Genomic DNA, 17,870 nt, shown 5'->3' with positions numbered 1-17,870 from the left:
TGGTGCGCGCCGTGCGCAATGCACGACCTGCTGTCGAGCGTTCACGCGCACGTGCCTTGGGGGGACCAGCCTTTTGTTGATACGCCGAGCTGCGCGGTTCGTCGCCGCCTGCCTGATGCCAATGCTGGTCGTTAGTGCCGCCGTTGCTCAAAATCCATCCGTTCAAACGCCGGGACGGGCCCGGCCCGCGGCGTCGCATCCGGTTCGGCGCCCAGCGACGGAAGCCGGGTCCGGCATCATCGAGGCGATCAAGGTCGACGGCAACCAGCGCATCGAGAGTGGCACCATCCGGTCCTATCTGCTGGTTCAGCCCGGCGACCCGTTCAATCAGGACCGTCTCGATCGCAGCCTCAAGACACTGTATGCCACGGGTCTGTTCCAGGACGTCCGACTGGGCCGCAGCGGCGATGACCTGCTGGTGCATGTCGTCGAGAACCCGATCGTCAACCGGGTGGCGTTCGAGAACAACCACAAGCTCAGCGACGACACGCTTCGACCGGAACTGCAGCTTCGTCCTCGTGCCGTCTTCACCGCGGCATTGGCGGAGACAGACCGTCAGCACATCCTGGATCTCTATGCGAGGAAGGGAAATTACGATGCGACGGTCGTACCCCAGATTATCCGCCTGCCGCAGAACCGCGTGGATGTGATCTTTCAGATCACCGAGGGATCGGCAACGTTGATCGCCAAGATCGTGGTGAACGGCAACAAGGCATTCAGTGAAGGTCGTTTGACCGAAGTCATCAACAGCCGCGAGTCGCGTTGGTGGCGCTTTCTCTCCACGTCCGACCAGTATGATCCGGAGCGGCTGGCTTTCGACCGGGAACTGCTAAGGCGCTTCTACCTCAAGAACGGCTATGCGGACATCGATATCGTCGATGCCAGCGCCGAACTGTCGCCTGACCGCAAGGGCTTCTTCCTGTCGTTTACCGTCAACGAGGGCGCGCGTTACAAGGTCGGCAAGGTCACCATCAACTCGCAGCTCCGCAAGCTGAGCGGCGAGGACCTGCGTCCCGTCCTGCAGTTGACCGAGGGCGACTGGTATGATGGCGATGCGGTTGGGCGGACCGCCGACCTGATCGAGCAAACGGTGCATGACCGCGGCTACGCGTTCGTCGAGGTAAAGCCGCGCGCCACGCGCGATGTCGCCAAGCACACCATCGATCTGGCGTTCGATGTTGGAGAAGGGCCGCGTGTCTATGTCGAGCGAATTGATATCGTCGGCAATACGCGCACCGAGGACAAGGTTATCCGGCGCGAGTTCCAATTCGCGGAAGGCGACCCGTACAGTGCCGACGCGGTCCGTCGTTCCAAGACCCGGCTGACCGATCTTGGCTACTTTCAGAACGTCGATATCGCGACGCAGCCAGGTTCCACGCCGGACAAGGCGGTGCTCACCACCACCATCGCGGAAAAGGCAACCGGGGAACTGAGCTTTGGCGGTGGCTATTCGACCGACGCCGGCGCCCTGGTCGATGTCGGCCTGGCGGAGAGGAACCTGGTCGGCACCGGCATCAATGCCAGCATCAACGGCACGCTTGCGCAGCGGCGCAGTTCGATCAACACCTCGATCACCGACCCTTATTTCCTTGATCGCAACCTGGTCGCTGGCGCGGACGTCTTCCTGATCCAGACCAATGCCCTCGGCACCGAACCCTACGACGAACGGCGCGAAGGCTTTTCGCTGCGCCTCGGCTATGACTTCAACCAGCATCTGCGGCAGGTCTGGAGCTACTCGCTGGTCAACCGAGACGTGTTCAACATCATCAGCACGTCCAGCCCGTTCATCCTGAACGAGGCCGGCACCACGCTGCTGTCGCAGATCAGCCAGGTCACGACACTGGATTATCGCGACAGCAGGGTGCAGCCGCACAGCGGTTACATTGTCGAGGCAGGCACCGATCTCGCGGGACTTGGGGGTGCCGCGCGTTTTGCCCGCGGCAACCTGAACGGTGCCTATTACATTCCGCTGGAGCGTGAGTTCGGCAACCCGGACTGGGTGCTCAAGTTTGCCGCGAGCGGAGGCTACATGGTGCTGCTTCCGGGCGGCCGCGAGGAGATCATCGACCGCTTCTTTCTAGGCGGCGACAACTTGCGCGGGTTCCAGACCGGCGGCGCCGGGGCGCATGATGCTGTTTCGGGCGATCCCCTGGGCGGCCGTCTGATTTACACGGGGACGGTCGAACAACGCTTTCCGCTGCCGGTTTCGCCCGACCTGGGGCTGGCTGGTCGCGCCTTCGTGGATGTCGGCGGATTGAGCCAGTCATCCTTCCGGAACGGTGGCGGCTGCATATCGACGGGCGGGGTCACTTGCCAGATCAGGGATTCTCCGGCACCCCGCCTGGGCGCTGGTGTCGGCATTTCCTGGCGTACTGGTTTCGGCTTGATAAACGTTGACTTGGCGCCGTTTGTGCTCAAACAACCAGGCGATCAGACACAAATATTCCGGTTCGGCTTCGGCACGAGGTTCTAGTGGTTCATAGACGTACAAGAAGCGTTGGCGCGATCGGCGCACTGGCGCTGCTGCTTCAACCGGCTGCTGCCATCGCGCAGCAGGCACCCAACGGCGACTGGTTCATTCCAGGGCAGCCTCGGGCTGGCGGCGCACCGGCCGGGGCTGCCCAACGTCCGGCGCCGCGGCCCGCGCCGCCGCCTAGTGGCGCGGGCGGCGGGTTACCCCTGCCGGCCGACGGCGATGCGGAGCGCGCCGGGCTGACCCAGCAGCAGCTTCAGGTGCAGTTGCCGCCTGCGCCGGAAATTCCCCCGGTGCCGAAGGGGCCGGCAACCCCGGCCGCGATCGTCGGCATCCTGTCGGTACAGGACGTGCTGCGCGTGTCGACCGCGTATCAGGCCGCCTACAAGGAGTTGAACGGGCGCGGCCAGAAATTGAATGAGGACGCGCAAAAGGAACAGGTCGCGCTGCGCGACCTGGGGCAGACCTTCGGCGCTGAACGGGCGAAGCTGACGCCTGAACAGATTCGTGCCAAGGAGCGGGAGATCCAGGACCGTGCCACCGAGGCTCAGCGCAAGCTTGGCGAGCGGAACCGGATCATCCAGGAGGCTGGTCAATACGTGATGGCGCAGATCAACCGCACGATGGAGCAGGTGGCGCAGCAGGTGGCGCTGTCCCGCGGTATCAACCTGGTACTGAATCGGGCGCAAATCCTTGGCACGACAGCAGATTTCGATCTGACGCCGGCGGTCGCCGAGGTGCTGAACAAGGTGCTGCCGAGCGTCGTTGTACCACCTGACGGAATTTCCCCGCTGGCGATGGCTCCGCCCACCGCGCCGGCGCCGGGCGCGAAGCCATCCCCGGTTCAAGCCGCGGCCCGCGGCGGCGTTGGCGCAGGGGGCGCGGCCTCAACCGCCGCGGCCACTCCGGCCAAAGCCTCGCAGAAGCGCTGATCGCATGACCACGGGTGCGGACGGTTCGGCATTAGCGGGCGATCCGCGCTTCTTCCGGCGTAGCGGGCCGTACACGCTTGCCGCGGTGGTGGATGCGGCGGAAGCCGAGGCGCCGCCGCGCCGCCTGATGCTGTACCAGGTCGCGCCGCTCGCCACCGCCACACCGCGGGACGTCAGCTTCTGCATCAACAGCCGCAAGCACCTGGGGGCGTTGGCTGGAACGCGGGCGGCGGCGGTGATCGTGCATCCCGACATGAAGGATTGCGTGCCCGAAACGGCCGTGGCGATCGTCGCGGCGGATCCCCTGGTTGGCTGGACCAAGGTCGCCGCGTTGTTTCACCCGGCGCCGCCGGTGACCCCAGGTATCCATCCGTCGGCGATCGTCGCCGCCACGGCCCAAATCCATGCCTCGGTCGAGATCGGGCCGCTGGCGGTGATTGGTGAGAACGTCGTGATCGGGCCGCGCGGCCGTGTCGGGGCTCTGGCGGTGATCGGGCCGGGCGTGGTCATCGGCGTGGATGTCCGGATCGGGCCGCATGCCACTCTGTCGCATGCCCTGATCGGCGACCGGGTCTACATCTACCCTGGTGCGCGCATCGGCCAGGAAGGGTTCGGTTTTGCCATTACGCCAGACGGTTTTCGCTCAGTGCCGCAACTCGGCCGGGTGATGATCGAGGACGATGTTGAAGTCGGTGCGAATACCACGGTGGACCGCGGTGCGCTGGAAGACACGATCCTCGGCGCCGGAACGCGAATCGATAATCTTGTGCAGATCGGACACAATGTTCGCATCGGCCGGGCTTGCGTGATCGTTGCACAGGCGGGAATTTCCGGATCAACGATCCTGGAGGATCATGTGGTGCTGGCGGCCCAGGCCGGTCTCGCCGACCATCTGCGGATCGGTGTCGGCGCCCGCGTCGGTGCCAAAGCCGGTGTCATGGCGGACGTGCCCGCTCGCTCAGACGTCATCGGCAGCCCCGCCCAGCCCGTGAAGGCGTTCTTCAGGGAAGTGGCGATGATCCGCCGCTGGGTCCGCACCGGCCATCGGCCCGGCCAGCGTATCGAATCCGGCGCCAATACGAACTCCGACGGGAGTGAAGATCATGGATGAGGCTTCGGCGCCCGACGCCGATCCACCCGGCAAGACGATCGAGCTGCTCGATATCCACCGGATCATGCACGCCATCCCGCACCGCTATCCGTTCCTGATGTTGGACCGGATGGTTGACGTCGTGCTGAACAAGTCCGCCATCGGCGTAAAGAACGTCTCGGTCAACGAATCGTTCTTCGCCGGGCACTTCCCCAACCATCCCGTCATGCCAGGGGTGCTGATCATCGAGAGCATGGCGCAGACGTCGGCCGTGCTGGTGGTGGAAACCCTAGGGCCGAACGCGGTTGGCAAAGTGGTCTATTTCATGTCCATCGAGGGTGCGAAATTCCGCCGTCCGGTGGTTCCGGGCGACCAGTTGCGCATCCATGTGACCAAGGAACGTCATCGCGGGAATGTCTGGAAGTTCAATGGGATCGCCCGGGTGGATGGCGTTTCGGTGGCCGAAGCCACCTTCGCGGCAATGATCATGGATCGGGTTCCGGCGGCCTGAACTTTGCCGAACCGCCGCCTTGGTAACGCCAAAATGGCAAGCGAAACAGTGCGTTACGAAAGCGGGTGCGAAACATCCGGCAACAATGATTGAGTTGGTGGACAGCCCGCCGGCCCATAGGGTCAGGTGGTGCACCTGCAAAAATTCTGCCGATGGAACAGAAAACATGGATTCGATGACTGACCTTGGTCTGCACATCTCGGAGCGCGCGAGCATCCACCCGACCGCGATTGTTTCGCATGGCGCCGAACTGGGCGCCGGCGTGCGGATCGGCCCGTTCTGCACTGTCGGTCCGGACGTGGTGATCGAGGCTGGCGCCAAGCTGATTTCCCACGTGGTTGTCGAGGGCCATACCCGGATTGGCGAGAAGGCGGAGCTGTATCCGTTTTGCACCGTCGGTCTGGCACCACAGGATCTGAAGTACAAAAACGAGCCGACACGCTGCGAGATCGGCGCCCGCACCGTGGTGCGGGAGCATTGCACCATCCATCGCGGCACGGCGACCGGGACAGGCGTCACCCAGGTCGGCAACGACTGCGTGCTGATGGCGGTGGTCCATGTCGCGCATGATTGCACGTTGGGCGACAACGTCATCGTGGCAAACAATGCGGTGATGGGCGGCCACGTCAGCATTGCCGACCATGCGGTGATCGGCGGTTCGGCGGCGATCCACCAGTTCGTACGGATCGGCCGAGCCGCGATGATCGGCGGCGTTTCGGGGGTGGAGGCGGATGTGATCCCGTTCGGCAGCGTGATCGGCAACCGGGCCAGGCTGGCCGGTCTGAACATCATCGGCCTGAAGCGCCGCGGCTTCGACAAGACGCAGATCCATCGGCTGCACATCGCGTTCCGCAGTCTGTTTGGCAAGCAAGGCGTGTTCGCTCAGCGCCTGGAGATCGCACGCGTTCGGTTCGCCGACGATGCCCTGGTGGCTGAGGTGCTGGCGTTCATCGATGCACCGAGCCACCGTGGTCTGATCAGGACGGAGTAGTCCCAACGGATGCAAAGCGTGATCGCGCCGGCCAGAACGTTGAAGGCACGTTGATCATGCGGTCAGATAGAGTGCCAGACCTAGAGGCCGTTGTTTCATGTGCAGCTTGTATCGTCGTTGATGTGCCCCATGGCGGTTGGTGCTCCGATGAAATGATTGTAGTCGTCCGTTGAAGACAGCACGCGGCGACGGATGCCGTCCTTCAGCGAAACCGTATTGAAACTGAGTAGAAGTCCAACTTCGCATCGGCTGAACCTCAGGTAGGTAAGGAGCTGAGCCTCATGTAGCGGCAGAATGTGTTCAAGCGACTTGAGTTCCAGAAGCACCGCATCCTGGACGATAATATCGGCGCGGTAGCCGCATTCGAGGCGTATGCCGTAATACGCCAGCGGCAGTTCGGCCTGACGCATGTATCGCAAGCCGGTCCGGTGTAGCTCGTGGCACAGGCAGCGTTCGTTGACCTGCTCCAGAAGGCCGGGGCCAAGGTGGCTATGCACGCGCATTGCCAATCCGATGATCTGCCGCGTTAATCTGGTGTCATGAGCAAGCGTCATGCCGGCATGGTCGTTGGTTTTGATTTAGGAAGAGTTAATGCCGGCAGAGAAAGTCGCGAGTGAATGAAGCTAAATCAAGCAGACACGGAGTTGCACGAAGGGTACGCGGAGTTTCACGGAGTGACGACTTCAACCAATCATGCTTGGTGTGCGATTGACTTGCCGGGAGGCGAGCTACCGCTTGGCTAACAATCAAATCCGAGAATGCGCCTGATCTACTCTGCGCAACTCCGCGTACACTTCGTGCAACTCCGTGTCTGCTTGATTTGCCTATCATCCGCCGCCCCAGCCTGCGGAGGATCAGGTATTTTTTTCGATCAGACTATCCTAGTTCGAACTTCGTAACAATGCTTTAGCCGCGCAGTAATCACCATGGCGTACAAGCAACGGTATGGCTGGCAGCCGATACGTTTAATTAAGGCGCTGTCCACCGTGCCGATCGGAACGGGCCTACCCGATCAGGACAGACCCGTCGACGGTGCAGGCTCGCCCGCAAACTTGCCGTCCAGCGTGGCCGCTGCGATCCTCCGACCAGGAAAGCGGCCAGGAGATCGTCATGAGCGACATGTTGCCCACAGCCACTCGGGTGGCCGATCCGGGCATCCGCGACTTGTATCGTCTGGAAAACCGCTGGCAGGCCTGGCTGGATGTCGAAGTCGCGCTGGCGCGCGCGCAGGCTGATCTGGCGATCGTACCCGCCGCGGCGGCGGATGCGATCGCTTCGGCGGCCACGCTGGAAAAGCTGGATCGTGCCCGCATCGACGAAGGCTTCGCACGCACCGGCCACACGATTGTTCCGCTGGTTTGGGAACTTGGCCGCGTCGTCGGCGATCCGCACGGCGGCTGGGTTCATTGGGGTGCGACGACTCAGAACATCACGCAGACCGGTGACCTGCTGGTGTTACGACAGGCGCATCAGGTATTCCTGCGGCTGATCGGGGAAGGGCTGCTGGCAATGGCGGATCTGGCCGACCGTGGCGCCGAGATGCCCATCGCCGGGCGCACCCATGGCCAGCACGCGGTGCCGGCGACGTTCGGCTACAAGGTCGCCGTCTGGATCGACGAGCTGATCCGCCATGTCGAGCGGTTGCGACAGGCCGCACCACGCCTGTTCGTCGCCATGCTGGGTGGCGGGGCAGGGACCTATGCCTCGCTCGGCGGGAACGGCCCGGCGGTACAGCAGGGCATTGGGCGGTTGTTGGGCTTTGGCTCCATGCCGGTGCCGTCGCGCGCGCTGGGCGACCATCTGGCGGAGAATATCTGCCTGTTGGGCCTGCTGGCGGCGACCTGCGGCAAGATTGGCCGCGAGATTTACACATTGATGAAGACGGAGTTCGGGGAAGTCGAGGAGCCGGTTCCGCCTGGCACCGTCGGCAGCTCCACCATGCCGCAGAAGCGCAACCCGAAGCTTTGTCAGGACATCATCGCCGCCGCGGCGGAGGTCCGATCGCAGGTGCCGCTGGCGCTGGAGGCGATGACCACCGAACACGAGGCCGACCGCACCACCAGCCTGATGATGGACACGGCGGAGCAGCGCGCCTGCATCGCGACCGGCGACATGCTGAGCCGCTTGCACGAGGTCATGCGCGGCCTGCGCCTCGATCCGCGCCGGATGCGGTCCAACCTGGACCTTGGCGGCGGCCTGATCATGGCGGAGGCGGTCATGCTGGACCTGGGTGCGGCGGTCGGGCGGCAGCACGCGCATGACGCGGTCTACGACGCCGCTCAGGCGGCCTTTACCGAGGGACGGCCGTTCGGCGACTTGCTGGCGGCCGATCGCCGTGTCACTGCGCACATGACCGACCAGCAGATACGCGGACTGCTCGATCCCACGGCCTATACCGGCCTGTGCGCGGAGATGGCGCGGGACGGCGCCGGCAGAGCGCGGGCGATGGCGACGGAGTTGTTGGCATGACGGAGCTTGATGTCGATCATCTGCGATCCTGGATCGGCCGACGGGAGACGCTGTCCGATACGGTCACGCGGTTTCCAGTTGCTGCCTTGTCGGCAACGCTGGATCGCGACGATCCGCCACCACGGGCTGGCGATGCGCTGCCGCCCTTGTGGCACTGGCTGTATTTCCTTCCGGTGGCGCGCCATTCCGCGCTGGGCTCGGATGGGCATCCCACCCGCGGCGGGTTCCTGCCGCCGGTGCCGCTGCCGCGCCGCATGTGGGCCGGCGGACGTTTCACCTTTCACCAGCCGTTGCGGGTGGATGAGACTATCACCCGGATTTCGACCGTGCAGGACGTCACCGTGAAGCATGGGCGAAACGGGACGCTGTGCTTCGTGCTGGTTCGCCACGACATTGCTGGCGAGAACGGGCTGGCCTTGGTGGAAGAGCATGACATCGTCTATCGCGACCTGCCGGGGCCGGAGGAGGCGCCGGCCGCGCCTCGTTCGGCGCGGGACGATGGCGTGTGGCATCATGACATCCATGCCGATGCGACGATGCTGTTCCGTTATTCCGCCTTAACGTTCAACAGCCACCGTATCCACTATGACCGGCGCTACGTGACCGAGACCGAAGGCTATCCCGGCCTGATCGTGCACGGTCCGCTGATCGCCACGTTGCTGATCGACCTGCTCCGGCGGAACACGTCGCGCGATGTTGCCTCATTCCGGTTCCGCGCGATCAGTCCGCTGTTCGATATCGCGCCGTTCTCGGTGCACGGTGCGCCGGACCACGATGGCGGCGCCACCCTGTGGGCACGCAGCGCCGCCGGTCATCTGGCGATGGAGGCGGAGGCAAAGCTAGCGACCTGAGCTGTCATCCGATCTCCATTCGGTGAAGGCCGGATCAAGGCAACTCTCGACAAATCCAGTGGGCTGTCGCACCGTCCGGGTTAGAGGGGTTTCCGATCGGGTTGCTCCACCTTTAACCCGTCATGACCCGCCCATGCCACCTTCGCACCAGCGGCGCGGGACGGATGGCCGGGCAAGCACCGCCATGACGAATTGCTGCAACGGGATTGGAAAACGCTCTACCCAAGCATCCGCGATCGGCCAACGATCAGCGCCAGGAGGTTGCCATGACGGATATCACGACCAGGGTGCTCATCGCCGGCGGTGGTCCGGTGGGATTGTTGCTGGCGATGGATCTTGCCTGGCGTGGCATATCGGTGCTGGTGCTGGAAAGCCGCGCGCCCGGCGAACCGCCAAGCGTCAAGTGCAATCATGTCGGTGCGCGCACCATGGAGATCTTCCGCCGTCTGGGCGTTGTCCAGGCGGTGCGGGATGCCGGGCTGCCGGCCGACTATCCGAACGACATCGCGTTTCGCACGACAACCACGGGCACCGAACTCTCGCGCATTCCGATACCATGCCGAGCGGAGCGTTATACGGCCACGGGCGGACCGGATACATGGTGGCCGACGCCCGAGCCGCCCCACCGGATCAACCAGATCTTTCTGGAGCCGGTGCTGTTCAGACATGCCACGTCGATGCCGGGCGTGCGCATCCTCAACCGGACGCAACTGACGGACTTTGTGCAGACGCAAGCCGGTGTGACTGCAACCGCGGAAGACCTGGACGGTGGCAAGCCGCTGAACATCACCGCGCAGTACCTGATCGGCTGTGATGGCGCCCACTCGACGGTGCGGCGGAAGATCGGCGCCAGCCTGACGGGTGATCCGCATCTGGAGCAGCGCCAGTCGAGCTATATCCGGGCGCCGGCCCTGCTGGCTGCCATCCCGACGAAGCCGGCGTGGGCCAATACGTCGCTCAATCCGCGCCGCAGCGCCAACATGTTCGCGATCGACGGCCGGGAAACGTGGCTGGTCCACAACTACATGCGGCCGCACGAGACATTCGATTCAGTGGATCGCGAGCACTGCATCCGGCTGATCCTGGGCGTCGGGCCGTCGTTCCCGTTCGAGATCCTGGCTAAGGAAGATTGGACGGCGCGGCGCATGATCGCCGACCGGTTCCGCGACCGGCGCGTGTTCCTGTGCGGTGACGCGGCGCATATCTGGGTGCCGAATGCCGGCTATGGCATGAATGCTGGTATCGCCGACGCGATGAACCTGTCCTGGATGCTGGCCGGCGTGTTGAAGGGTTGGGCGCCACCGGCGATTCTGGCGGCGTATGAGGCCGAGCGGATGCCGATCACGCAACAGGTGTCGTTTTATGCAATGGATACGGCGCTTGCCCTGGCACGCCAGCGCGGCGCGATGCCGGACGATATCGAGGCGCCGGGAGCAGCCGGCGACGCTTCACGTGCCCGTATCGGCCAGGATGCCTACGACATCAACGTTGGACAATTCTGCTGCGGAGGGTTGAACTTCGGTTACTTCTACGAGAATTCGCCGGTGATTGCCTACGACCGCGGGTCAGCCCCGGCCTACACGCTGTACGATTTCACGCAGTCCACCGTGCCTGGCTGCCGCACGCCGCATATCTGGCTAGACGACGGCGTGTCCCTTTATGATCGGCTGGGTTCCGACTTCACGCTGCTGCGCTTCGATCGCAGCCTCGATGTGACCGGGCTTCTCGCGGCTGCCGGGTCTCGTGGCGTGCCACTGACCCTGCTTGATCTCCCGCGCAAGGACGACGTGTATGACGCCAAGCTTGTTCTGTCGCGTCCCGATCAGCATGTGGCCTGGCGTGGAGACGAGGCACCGGCGAACCCGCTCGAACTTGTTGACCGGATTCGCGGCGCTCGGTCGCAGCCCGACGTATCGGACGTGCGCGTAACTCCTGTCAGGCCGCCTGCTGACTTTCGCTCTCACCAAACAGCTTGAGCATCTCCCGGCAGAAATCCGGCAAATCGTCCGGCTTGCGGGAGGTTATCAGCTTGCCGTCCGTCACGACCGTCTTGTCTTCCCAGTTTGCGCCGGCGTTCTTCAGATCGGTGCGCAGCGACGGCCAGGACGTCATGCGACGGCCGCGAACGCCATCAGCCTCGATCAGCGTCCAGGGACCGTGGCAGATCGCCGCGATCGGCTTGTTGGCCTGGACGAAGTGTCGCACAAAGGCAACCGCTTGCGGATTGGTGCGGAGATGGTCGGGATTGGCCACGCCACCGGGCAAGACCAAGCCATCAAACTGCTCGGGCGAAACGTTCGCAAGCGGCTGATCGACCGTAAGCTTGTCGCCTTTTTCCGGGCCGTTCATACCCTGGATCTGGCCACCCTGCGGTGCGATCACCACAACTTGCGCCGAGGCCGCCTTCAGCGCTTTCACTGGTTCTGTCAACTCGACCTGCTCAACCCCATCGGTTGCCAGCACGGCGATCTTTCGATCACGAATTCCAGCCATGAATGCTTTACTCCTGTTGTCCCGTTGTTCACTCGCAAACGAGTCAGACCAAGCGGCGTTGCGTGACAAAGCTTCAATGCCCCTTACGGTTCAGGCACGCTTCCGGCGTTTCGGAGCGGGTTTTTTCGGCGCGTCCTGGCCCAGGCTGGCTTTTAGGGCGGCCATCAGATCGACGACGTTGCCGTGGTCGGGTTCGGCCTGTGCCTCCGGCGTGATACCTTCACCCTTCAGCTTGGCCTCGATCACCTCACGCAGCCTGGCCTCATAACGATCTTCCGAGTCGGCCGGCTCGAACTTGCCCTGCTGGCGGTTGATCAACTGGATCGCCAGATCCAGCATGGACGACTCGGAGCGGATCGTCTTGATGTCCTCGAACAGCGGTCCGGCGTCCCACAGGTCGGACGGCTGATGCAACGTGTGGCAGACCATGCCGTTGCCGGAGGGGATGATCGCGACGGCATGTTCCCGGCGCGCGATGACGACACGGGAGAGGGCGGCGGCGCGAGATTTGCGAATAGCATCGCGCAGCACGACGAAAACGTCCTCGCCGCCATCGCCATCCGGCGCCAGGTAGTAGGACGTATCGAAGAAGATCGGCTCGATCGAGCCGGCGTCGACAAATTTGCTGATTGTCAGGACGGACGAGCTTTCGATTCGCGCCTGCTCAAAATCATCATCGTCCAGCAGGACGTAACGATCCTTTTCAAATTCATAGCCCTTGACGGTGTCGGAGCGGGACAATTCGTCATCGGTTTCCGCATCCAGTGTCGCCATGCGGATGCGGTGCCCGGTGTTCGGGTTGATCAGATGGAAATGCAATCCGCTGCCGCCGCGCACGACGCTGTAGAGAGCAATAGGGCACGACACCAACGCCAGGCGAAGGTGGCCGCGCCAGATGGGCCTGGGTGCCATGATGAAAGCGGAACGCCTCGGGCGGCGGCGGGTTTTTGACGTTTGGCCGGGTCTTCCTAAAGTGAGATCGAAATGGGCTACTGACAAAAAGTTGTTCGTCTTTGCACGACCGGACAACAATACCGTGCGTTCAACTTCACCCGGAGGATCAGAATGGACGACGTCGCGCACTATCAGGAACCATCGGGGTCCGCCGACTGCCACACCCGGTTCCGAGACGTGCGAGGCCACACGGAAAACCTCTCCGCGACGCTGAGCGACGAAGATCAGTGCGTTCAGTCGATGCCTGATGCTAGCCCGGTCAAGTGGCATCGCGCGCACACCACGTGGTTCTTTGAGCAGTTCCTGCTGGTGCCGTTTGTTCCGGCATATCAGGTCTTCGATTCGGCATTCGGCTTTCTGTTCAATTCCTACTACGAGGCCGTCGGCGCTCGGCATCCGAGACCTTTTCGCGGCCTGTTGACCCGACCGTCAGCCGCGCAGGTCGGCGATTACCGGCGTCATGTCGATGCCGCCATGCAGGCTGCGCTGGCGGATCTGAAGGGGGACGCGCTGTCCATTGTGGAACTCGGCCTTCAGCATGAGCAGCAGCATCAGGAGTTGTTGTGGACGGACATCCTGCACGCGTTCTCCGGCAATCCGCTATATCCAGTCATCTTGCCTGGGTGGCAGGAATGTCTTGGCTCGCCGCAGGAGACCCGATTTGTTGCCTGTCCTGGTGGACTGCGTCGCATCGGCCACGCGAACGGCGGGTTCTGCTTTGATAATGAAACTCCGGCGCACCAGGTCCACCTGAACGGCTACGCGATCGGCTCCCGTCTCGTGCGCAATCGGGACTGGCAGGCTTTCATCCAGGACAAGGGCTATCAGACCGTATCCCTATGGATGTCAGACGGCTGGGCAAGCGTCCAGTCCGCCGGATGGACTGCCCCGTTGCATTGGCGGAACCGGGACGGCGCGTGGTGGCAATTCGGTCCGGGTGGTCTTCTGCCGCTCGAACCCGATGCCCCGGTTCGCCATATAAGCTGGTATGAAGCCGACGCGTTCGCACGTTGGGCAGGGGCTCGGCTGCCGACGGAAGCGGAATGGGAAGCCGCCGCCGCCATTCCCGGCATCGATGAATATACCGGGCATGTCTGGCAGTGGACCGACAGTGCCTATCGGCCGTATCCCGGCTATCGCCCCGTGCCAGGTGCGATCGGCGAGTACAACGGCAAATTCATGATCAACCAGATGATGCTGCGCGGCGGATCCTCGGCGACGCCAGGCGGCCATACCCGCACGACCTACCGAAACTTCTTTCACCCGGACAAGCGATGGCAGTTCACGGGCCTTCGTCTGGCGCGGGATATTTAGCAGGAGAATACCGTGCCGAATGATTCTGGCCTGGTCCGGCGGCCGGGAGGAAACGACGTTGTCGACGCCGCCCTTTCGGGGTTGATGGCATCACCCAAGACATTGCCGCCCAGGCTGTTCTATGACGAGGAAGGCTGCCGGCTGTTTTATGAAATCACCACACTGCCAGAATATTATTTGACAAGAACGGAAAAGCGGCTTTTGTCGGATCATGCGCGGGAGATGGTGCCCGCGGACGTGGCAAATGGCACGCTTGTCGAATTTGGCGGCAGCGACGAGGATAAGGCAAGATATCTACTTGATTTGAAGACCGAGCGCCATCAGCCTATCTTTAAAAGCTATGTGCCGATCGACATCGCGGCCGGGGCGCTTGCCGCGATGCAATCACGCCTGCGCGGGTCGCACCCGCGCCTGAACGTATCGCCGATTGTCGCCGACTTTACGCAGCCCCTTCAGTTGTCAAGCCCCGACGCGCCGTGCTTCGGCTTCTTTCCAGGCTCCACCATTGGAAATCTTGATCCTGCTGCAGCGGTGGATTTTCTGCGATCCGCCGCTGCCTCTCTCGGTGGCAAGGCTTGCTTGCTGCTGGGCGCCGACCTCCGAAAAAGTCCCGAGACCGTTTTGCCCGCGTATAACGATTCCGCGGGCGTGACGGCAGCCTTCAATCTAAACCTGCTCCGGCGACTCAACCGAGAGGCGCACGCCGACTTCGACCTGACCGGTTTCCGGCACGAGGCGATCTGGAATGGCTCCGCAAGTCGCATCGAGATGCATTTGGTGGCTCGCCGGGATCAGGTGGTGACTGTGGCGGGACACCGGTTCGCGTTCGGGCGAGGTGAGTCGATTCACACGGAAAACAGTTACAAACATTCGCCTGAGGCGTTGATCAGCCTGGCGCGGACCGGCGGCTGGATCAACGACAAGGTTTGGACCGACCGGGCGGGTCTGTTCGGCATCTTCCTGTTTTGCCGAACGTAGCGTCAGGCAGCCATCTGCTCCGGTACGTGGGTCTTCACGTGGTCGTTGATCTTGATCTGGTCGCCTAGCAGGAATGCCCGAAGTTGCAGCCTTGCGCGATGCACCCGGCTCTTCAAGGTCCCGATCGCGCAGCCTGTCATCGCCGCCGCATCTTCATAGGATTTTTCCTGCAGCACGATCATATACAGGGCTTCACGCTGATCGCGCGGCAAGCGGTTCAGGGCCCAACCAAGTTCACGCAAAGCGGTACGGTCCTCATGCGGCGCGGCGACCTGGATTTCCGGCATGTTGTCGATATCGGTAAATTCCCGCCGGCTGCGCACACTGCTAATAAAATGGTTGATCATGATGCGATGCACCCACGCCGAGAAGTTCGTGCCGGGTATGAAGCAGTCCTTGGCGACCAGAGCCTTCGTCGCGACGTCCTGAGTCAGATCGTCCGCGGCAGCGCGGTTTCTGGTTAATGCGAGCGCCCAAACCCGCATTTTCGGCAAGAAGGATGTAAGCTGTTCATGAAATTCCTGCGGCATGGGCGGGACCTCCTGATCATTTAATTGCCGATAACTCAGGTCACCTGTGTCGCCCCGTATGAACCCGCAAGCCGTCTGACACGACGGTGATCGGTATTTGCGTTAGGCTTTACGTCTGGGTGAACACGATCACTTTCATTGTGTGCCGCGTTCAGCCGGAGCATTGTTTGTCCAACAGCAATTGTTTGAGAGCACCGCCGTGCGTGTCGCCGTGTCCGCCCTGGCCGCAACCTCCGGCCTTATTCTGCTCGGTCTTGCGTTTTTCGGCCGGCCCGACGTCTACCTCCATCAGGCGCAGCAGGAGTGGAAGTCGCTGTTCCAAAGCGCGCCCGCCGACGATGGTTCCGATCAGGGAAGTGACGCGTTGGCGCTGCAGATCGCCCAACTTCAACAACAGGTGATGCAGCTCAAGGATCAACTGGCGATCCATCCGTCCAGCGCCGATCCGGTGGCTCAACCATCGGTCACTCAGTCGCCGGCCGCTCCGACATCGCCCGCCCAGCCACCAATCGCCCAGCCACCAATCGCCCAGCCACCAATTGCCCAGCCGCCGGTTACCCCGTCGGCAATCGTGCAGCCGCCAATCGACCAGCGACCGGTTGTACAGCCATCGGTTGTCGGGCCATCGGTTGTCGGGCCATCGGTGGCGCAGCCGCCGGTCGTTCAGGCGCCGATTGTCCCGCTGACCGCCCCGCCGTCTGAGCATGCGGGGACCCAGGCACCGGTTGTCGTCATTCCGGAACGTCACGAAGTCGCCAAGGCATTCAATCCGCCGACGGCAAGGCCAAGACTTGAGGCACCCGTTGCCCGAACCGAGCCTGACGACACGCAGTCGGTCCTGGCTCGCCTGCGGCAGCACACGAATACCGCTGGCCAACCAGTTGATAATGCGGATGTTGTTGAACAGCCGAATCCGGAGCCTGCCCGTCAGCGACTGGCGATGGCCCGGAACGCGCTACTGAACGGCAGCATCGACGATGCCAGACGCATGCTACAGGAGGTGCAGTTGCGGCTGGTGTTCCGCCCTGTTACGCCAGACAACAACGAACCGGCCACGGCTGGGCCAAGCGCATCCGACGTCGCCCATGCGCTGGCGGCGCTTGGTGACAACGACACGCGGCGCGGCTTGCAGTTCATCGCGCGTGCCATGGTGGACATATCCAGGGCGCCTCTGCCGCAGCGCGAGCCCGGACCAGCGCTGTCTGCCACCGGCTATGCGCCGCCCTATCCCCAGTATTAGAACGTTTACATCAACGTTACGTAACACCTGCCTGCCGACGGTCAGGTAAGCCTGACAACAAGCCACACTATGTTGGCACGCGCCTTGCTGTTTCACAGAAGCCATTGTTTCAACGGTTCAGCGTTAATGTCGGCGGCGCTGGATCAATACGTAAATCAACCAGCGCGACCCTTCGCTGACCATCCGACCGAGGTGCATAGACATGCGGCAGCATCAATCCACGATTATCAGACGTTTCAGCGAGGAGAAGCCCCTATCTGTGTCCCGGCCTAAACCCGGTATGCCGGCCGCCATCGCACTGGTTTCAGCGGTAGCGCTCAGCGCCTGCTCCGTCGTCCCGAACCTTCCGCCGGCCCCGCCGGAGCCGCCGCCAGTGGCGTTCAACACCAATCTTCCGCCTTATCGCATTCAGGTAGGCGACGTGCTGGAGGTCCGTCTGTTGCTGAACCCCGAGTTGAACGAGGAGGTTGTGGTTCGCCCTGACGGCCACATCTCCACCACGGTCGTGCCGGATGCCGAGGCGTTTGGCCGTACTCCGAGCGAGCTAGCGTCATCCCTGCGCAGCGTTTACGCACATGACCTGCAGAACCCACGTGTTTCCGTTGTGGTGAGGTCCTTCGCGCCGACCCGCATCTATGTCGGCGGCGAGGTCAACACGCCCGGTGAATTCGTCACCGTAGGCCCGACGCTGACCTTGTCTCAGGCGCTCGCCCGTGCGGGTGGAACCAAACTGACCAGCGACGACACGTCGGTCTTTGTCATTCGCCGCGGGCCGGACGACAAGCCAGAGTTCCTGTCGACGAAATGGCAGGCGCTGCGGCGCGGACGCGATCCAGCCGCCGATATTCGGCTGGCGCCTTACGATGTGGTGTATGTGCCCAAGACGGGCATCGCCGAAGTCTATACGTACTACAACCAGTACATCGGACAGTTCGTCAATCCGAGCTTCGGGTTCTCCTATATTGTCAATAATGCCACTACCGGTGGTGCAGTCGTGGCGGCTCCCTCGGCCTCTGTCCGCTGACATTCGGCGGGCGCCGGTCT

Annotated in this window: 16 protein-coding genes; 12 read left to right on the top strand and 4 right to left on the bottom strand. The window is 62.8% G+C overall.

Translation table 11 applies throughout. The features are described from left to right. Window positions 1-121: 121 nt before the first annotated feature. The 5 genes from bamA to lpxA all read left to right on the top strand — a co-directional run bounded on the left by bamA (window position 122) and on the right by lpxA (window position 5,997). Window positions 122-2,473, top strand: coding sequence for an outer membrane protein assembly factor BamA (bamA, locus tag ACQY4S_RS04705; RefSeq protein WP_428484033.1), 2,352 nt, complete (start codon window positions 122-124; stop codon window positions 2,471-2,473). Then, the gene (locus ACQY4S_RS04700) at window positions 2,473-3,405 is read left to right on the top strand and encodes an OmpH family outer membrane protein (protein ID WP_428484032.1); all 933 of its coding nucleotides are present in this window, start codon (window positions 2,473-2,475) and stop codon (window positions 3,403-3,405) included. The genes bamA and ACQY4S_RS04700 overlap by 1 nt, the downstream gene beginning before the upstream one ends. 4 nt (window positions 3,406-3,409) lie before the next feature. Beyond that, window positions 3,410-4,516, top strand: a complete 1,107-nt coding sequence (gene lpxD / locus ACQY4S_RS04695; RefSeq protein WP_428484031.1) for a UDP-3-O-(3-hydroxymyristoyl)glucosamine N-acyltransferase — start codon at window positions 3,410-3,412, stop codon at window positions 4,514-4,516. Next, on the top strand, window positions 4,509-5,006 hold the full coding sequence (gene fabZ / locus ACQY4S_RS04690; RefSeq protein ID WP_428484030.1) for a 3-hydroxyacyl-ACP dehydratase FabZ: 498 nt from the start codon (window positions 4,509-4,511) through the stop codon (window positions 5,004-5,006). Before lpxD ends, fabZ begins: the two co-directional genes overlap by 8 nt. A 166-nt stretch (window positions 5,007-5,172) precedes the next feature. Next, the gene (lpxA, locus tag ACQY4S_RS04685; protein ID WP_428484029.1) at window positions 5,173-5,997 is read left to right on the top strand and encodes an acyl-ACP--UDP-N-acetylglucosamine O-acyltransferase; all 825 of its coding nucleotides are present in this window, start codon (window positions 5,173-5,175) and stop codon (window positions 5,995-5,997) included. A gap of 95 nt (window positions 5,998-6,092) precedes the next feature. On the opposite strand, the gene ACQY4S_RS04680 is transcribed toward lpxA, so the two are convergent. Next, entirely contained in the window at window positions 6,093-6,551 is a 459-nt protein-coding gene (locus tag ACQY4S_RS04680; protein WP_428484028.1) for a GxxExxY protein, read from the bottom strand. Between the two features lie 556 nt (window positions 6,552-7,107). Here ACQY4S_RS04680 and ACQY4S_RS04675 point away from each other — a divergent pair. The 3 genes from ACQY4S_RS04675 to ACQY4S_RS04665 all read left to right on the top strand — a co-directional run bounded on the left by ACQY4S_RS04675 (window position 7,108) and on the right by ACQY4S_RS04665 (window position 11,293). Beyond that, window positions 7,108-8,466, top strand: coding sequence for a class-II fumarase/aspartase family protein (locus tag ACQY4S_RS04675; protein WP_428484027.1), 1,359 nt, complete (start codon window positions 7,108-7,110; stop codon window positions 8,464-8,466). After that, on the top strand, window positions 8,463-9,317 hold the full coding sequence (locus ACQY4S_RS04670) for an FAS1-like dehydratase domain-containing protein (RefSeq protein ID WP_428484026.1): 855 nt from the start codon (window positions 8,463-8,465) through the stop codon (window positions 9,315-9,317). Before ACQY4S_RS04675 ends, ACQY4S_RS04670 begins: the two co-directional genes overlap by 4 nt. 266 nt (window positions 9,318-9,583) lie before the next feature. After that, on the top strand, window positions 9,584-11,293 hold the full coding sequence (locus ACQY4S_RS04665; RefSeq protein ID WP_428484025.1) for an FAD-dependent oxidoreductase: 1,710 nt from the start codon (window positions 9,584-9,586) through the stop codon (window positions 11,291-11,293). On the opposite strand, the gene ACQY4S_RS04660 is transcribed toward ACQY4S_RS04665, so the two are convergent. Then, window positions 11,253-11,810: a type 1 glutamine amidotransferase domain-containing protein gene (locus tag ACQY4S_RS04660; protein ID WP_428484635.1), complete on the bottom strand. Its 558-nt coding sequence runs from the start codon at window positions 11,808-11,810 to the stop codon at window positions 11,253-11,255. The genes ACQY4S_RS04665 and ACQY4S_RS04660 overlap by 41 nt on opposite strands. A 90-nt stretch (window positions 11,811-11,900) precedes the next feature. Further along, window positions 11,901-12,722: a Ku protein gene (locus ACQY4S_RS04655; protein WP_428484024.1), complete on the bottom strand. Its 822-nt coding sequence runs from the start codon at window positions 12,720-12,722 to the stop codon at window positions 11,901-11,903. A gap of 153 nt (window positions 12,723-12,875) precedes the next feature. Between ACQY4S_RS04655 and egtB the strand changes: the two genes are divergently transcribed. Both egtB and egtD read left to right on the top strand, forming a co-directional pair. Beyond that, the gene (egtB, locus tag ACQY4S_RS04650) at window positions 12,876-14,078 is read left to right on the top strand and encodes an ergothioneine biosynthesis protein EgtB (protein ID WP_428484023.1); all 1,203 of its coding nucleotides are present in this window, start codon (window positions 12,876-12,878) and stop codon (window positions 14,076-14,078) included. A gap of 12 nt (window positions 14,079-14,090) precedes the next feature. Then, a complete protein-coding gene (gene egtD / locus ACQY4S_RS04645; protein WP_428484022.1) occupies window positions 14,091-15,056 on the top strand; it encodes an L-histidine N(alpha)-methyltransferase in 966 nt (321 codons plus the stop codon). Window positions 15,057-15,058: 2 nt separating this feature from the next. Here egtD and ACQY4S_RS04640 read toward each other — a convergent pair whose 3' ends face one another. Continuing rightward, window positions 15,059-15,586, bottom strand: a complete 528-nt coding sequence (locus ACQY4S_RS04640) for a sigma-70 family RNA polymerase sigma factor (RefSeq protein WP_428484021.1) — start codon at window positions 15,584-15,586, stop codon at window positions 15,059-15,061. A 199-nt stretch (window positions 15,587-15,785) separates the two neighbouring features. Between ACQY4S_RS04640 and ACQY4S_RS04635 the strand changes: the two genes are divergently transcribed. Together ACQY4S_RS04635 and ACQY4S_RS04630 are read left to right on the top strand one after the other, a co-directional pair. Continuing rightward, window positions 15,786-16,826, top strand: a complete 1,041-nt coding sequence (locus ACQY4S_RS04635) for a hypothetical protein (protein ID WP_428484020.1) — start codon at window positions 15,786-15,788, stop codon at window positions 16,824-16,826. 202 nt (window positions 16,827-17,028) lie between these two features. Beyond that, window positions 17,029-17,850 carry a polysaccharide biosynthesis/export family protein gene (locus ACQY4S_RS04630; protein WP_428484019.1) on the top strand — a complete coding sequence of 274 codons (822 nt, stop codon included), beginning with the start codon at window positions 17,029-17,031 and terminating at the stop codon, window positions 17,848-17,850. The last annotated feature ends 20 nt before the right edge of the window (window positions 17,851-17,870 follow it).

Origin of the sequence: Rhodopila sp. (genome assembly GCF_965276935.1) — a bacterium.
GTDB lineage: Bacteria > Pseudomonadota > Alphaproteobacteria > Acetobacterales > Acetobacteraceae > Rhodopila.
This window is presented reverse-complemented; position numbering and strand designations above follow the sequence as displayed.

Bases quoted from the DNA above. Each gene is read 5' to 3' on its own strand.
- bamA (WP_428484033.1), top strand. From the start codon at position 122: ATGCTGGTCGTTAGTGCCGCCGTTGCTCAAAATCCATCCGTTCAAACG.
- lpxD (WP_428484031.1), top strand. From the start codon at position 3,410: ATGACCACGGGTGCGGACGGTTCGGCATTAGCGGGCGATCCGCGCTTC.
- fabZ (WP_428484030.1), top strand. From the start codon at position 4,509: ATGGATGAGGCTTCGGCGCCCGACGCCGATCCACCCGGCAAGACGATC.
- lpxA (WP_428484029.1), top strand. From the start codon at position 5,173: ATGGATTCGATGACTGACCTTGGTCTGCACATCTCGGAGCGCGCGAGC.
- ACQY4S_RS04680 (WP_428484028.1), bottom strand. From the start codon at position 6,551: ATGACGCTTGCTCATGACACCAGATTAACGCGGCAGATCATCGGATTG.
- ACQY4S_RS04675 (WP_428484027.1), top strand. From the start codon at position 7,108: ATGAGCGACATGTTGCCCACAGCCACTCGGGTGGCCGATCCGGGCATC.
- ACQY4S_RS04670 (WP_428484026.1), top strand. From the start codon at position 8,463: ATGACGGAGCTTGATGTCGATCATCTGCGATCCTGGATCGGCCGACGG.
- ACQY4S_RS04665 (WP_428484025.1), top strand. From the start codon at position 9,584: ATGACGGATATCACGACCAGGGTGCTCATCGCCGGCGGTGGTCCGGTG.
- ACQY4S_RS04660 (WP_428484635.1), bottom strand. From the start codon at position 11,810: ATGGCTGGAATTCGTGATCGAAAGATCGCCGTGCTGGCAACCGATGGG.
- ACQY4S_RS04655 (WP_428484024.1), bottom strand. From the start codon at position 12,722: ATGGCACCCAGGCCCATCTGGCGCGGCCACCTTCGCCTGGCGTTGGTG.
- egtB (WP_428484023.1), top strand. From the start codon at position 12,876: ATGGACGACGTCGCGCACTATCAGGAACCATCGGGGTCCGCCGACTGC.
- ACQY4S_RS04640 (WP_428484021.1), bottom strand. From the start codon at position 15,586: ATGCCGCAGGAATTTCATGAACAGCTTACATCCTTCTTGCCGAAAATG.
- ACQY4S_RS04630 (WP_428484019.1), top strand. From the start codon at position 17,029: ATGCGGCAGCATCAATCCACGATTATCAGACGTTTCAGCGAGGAGAAG.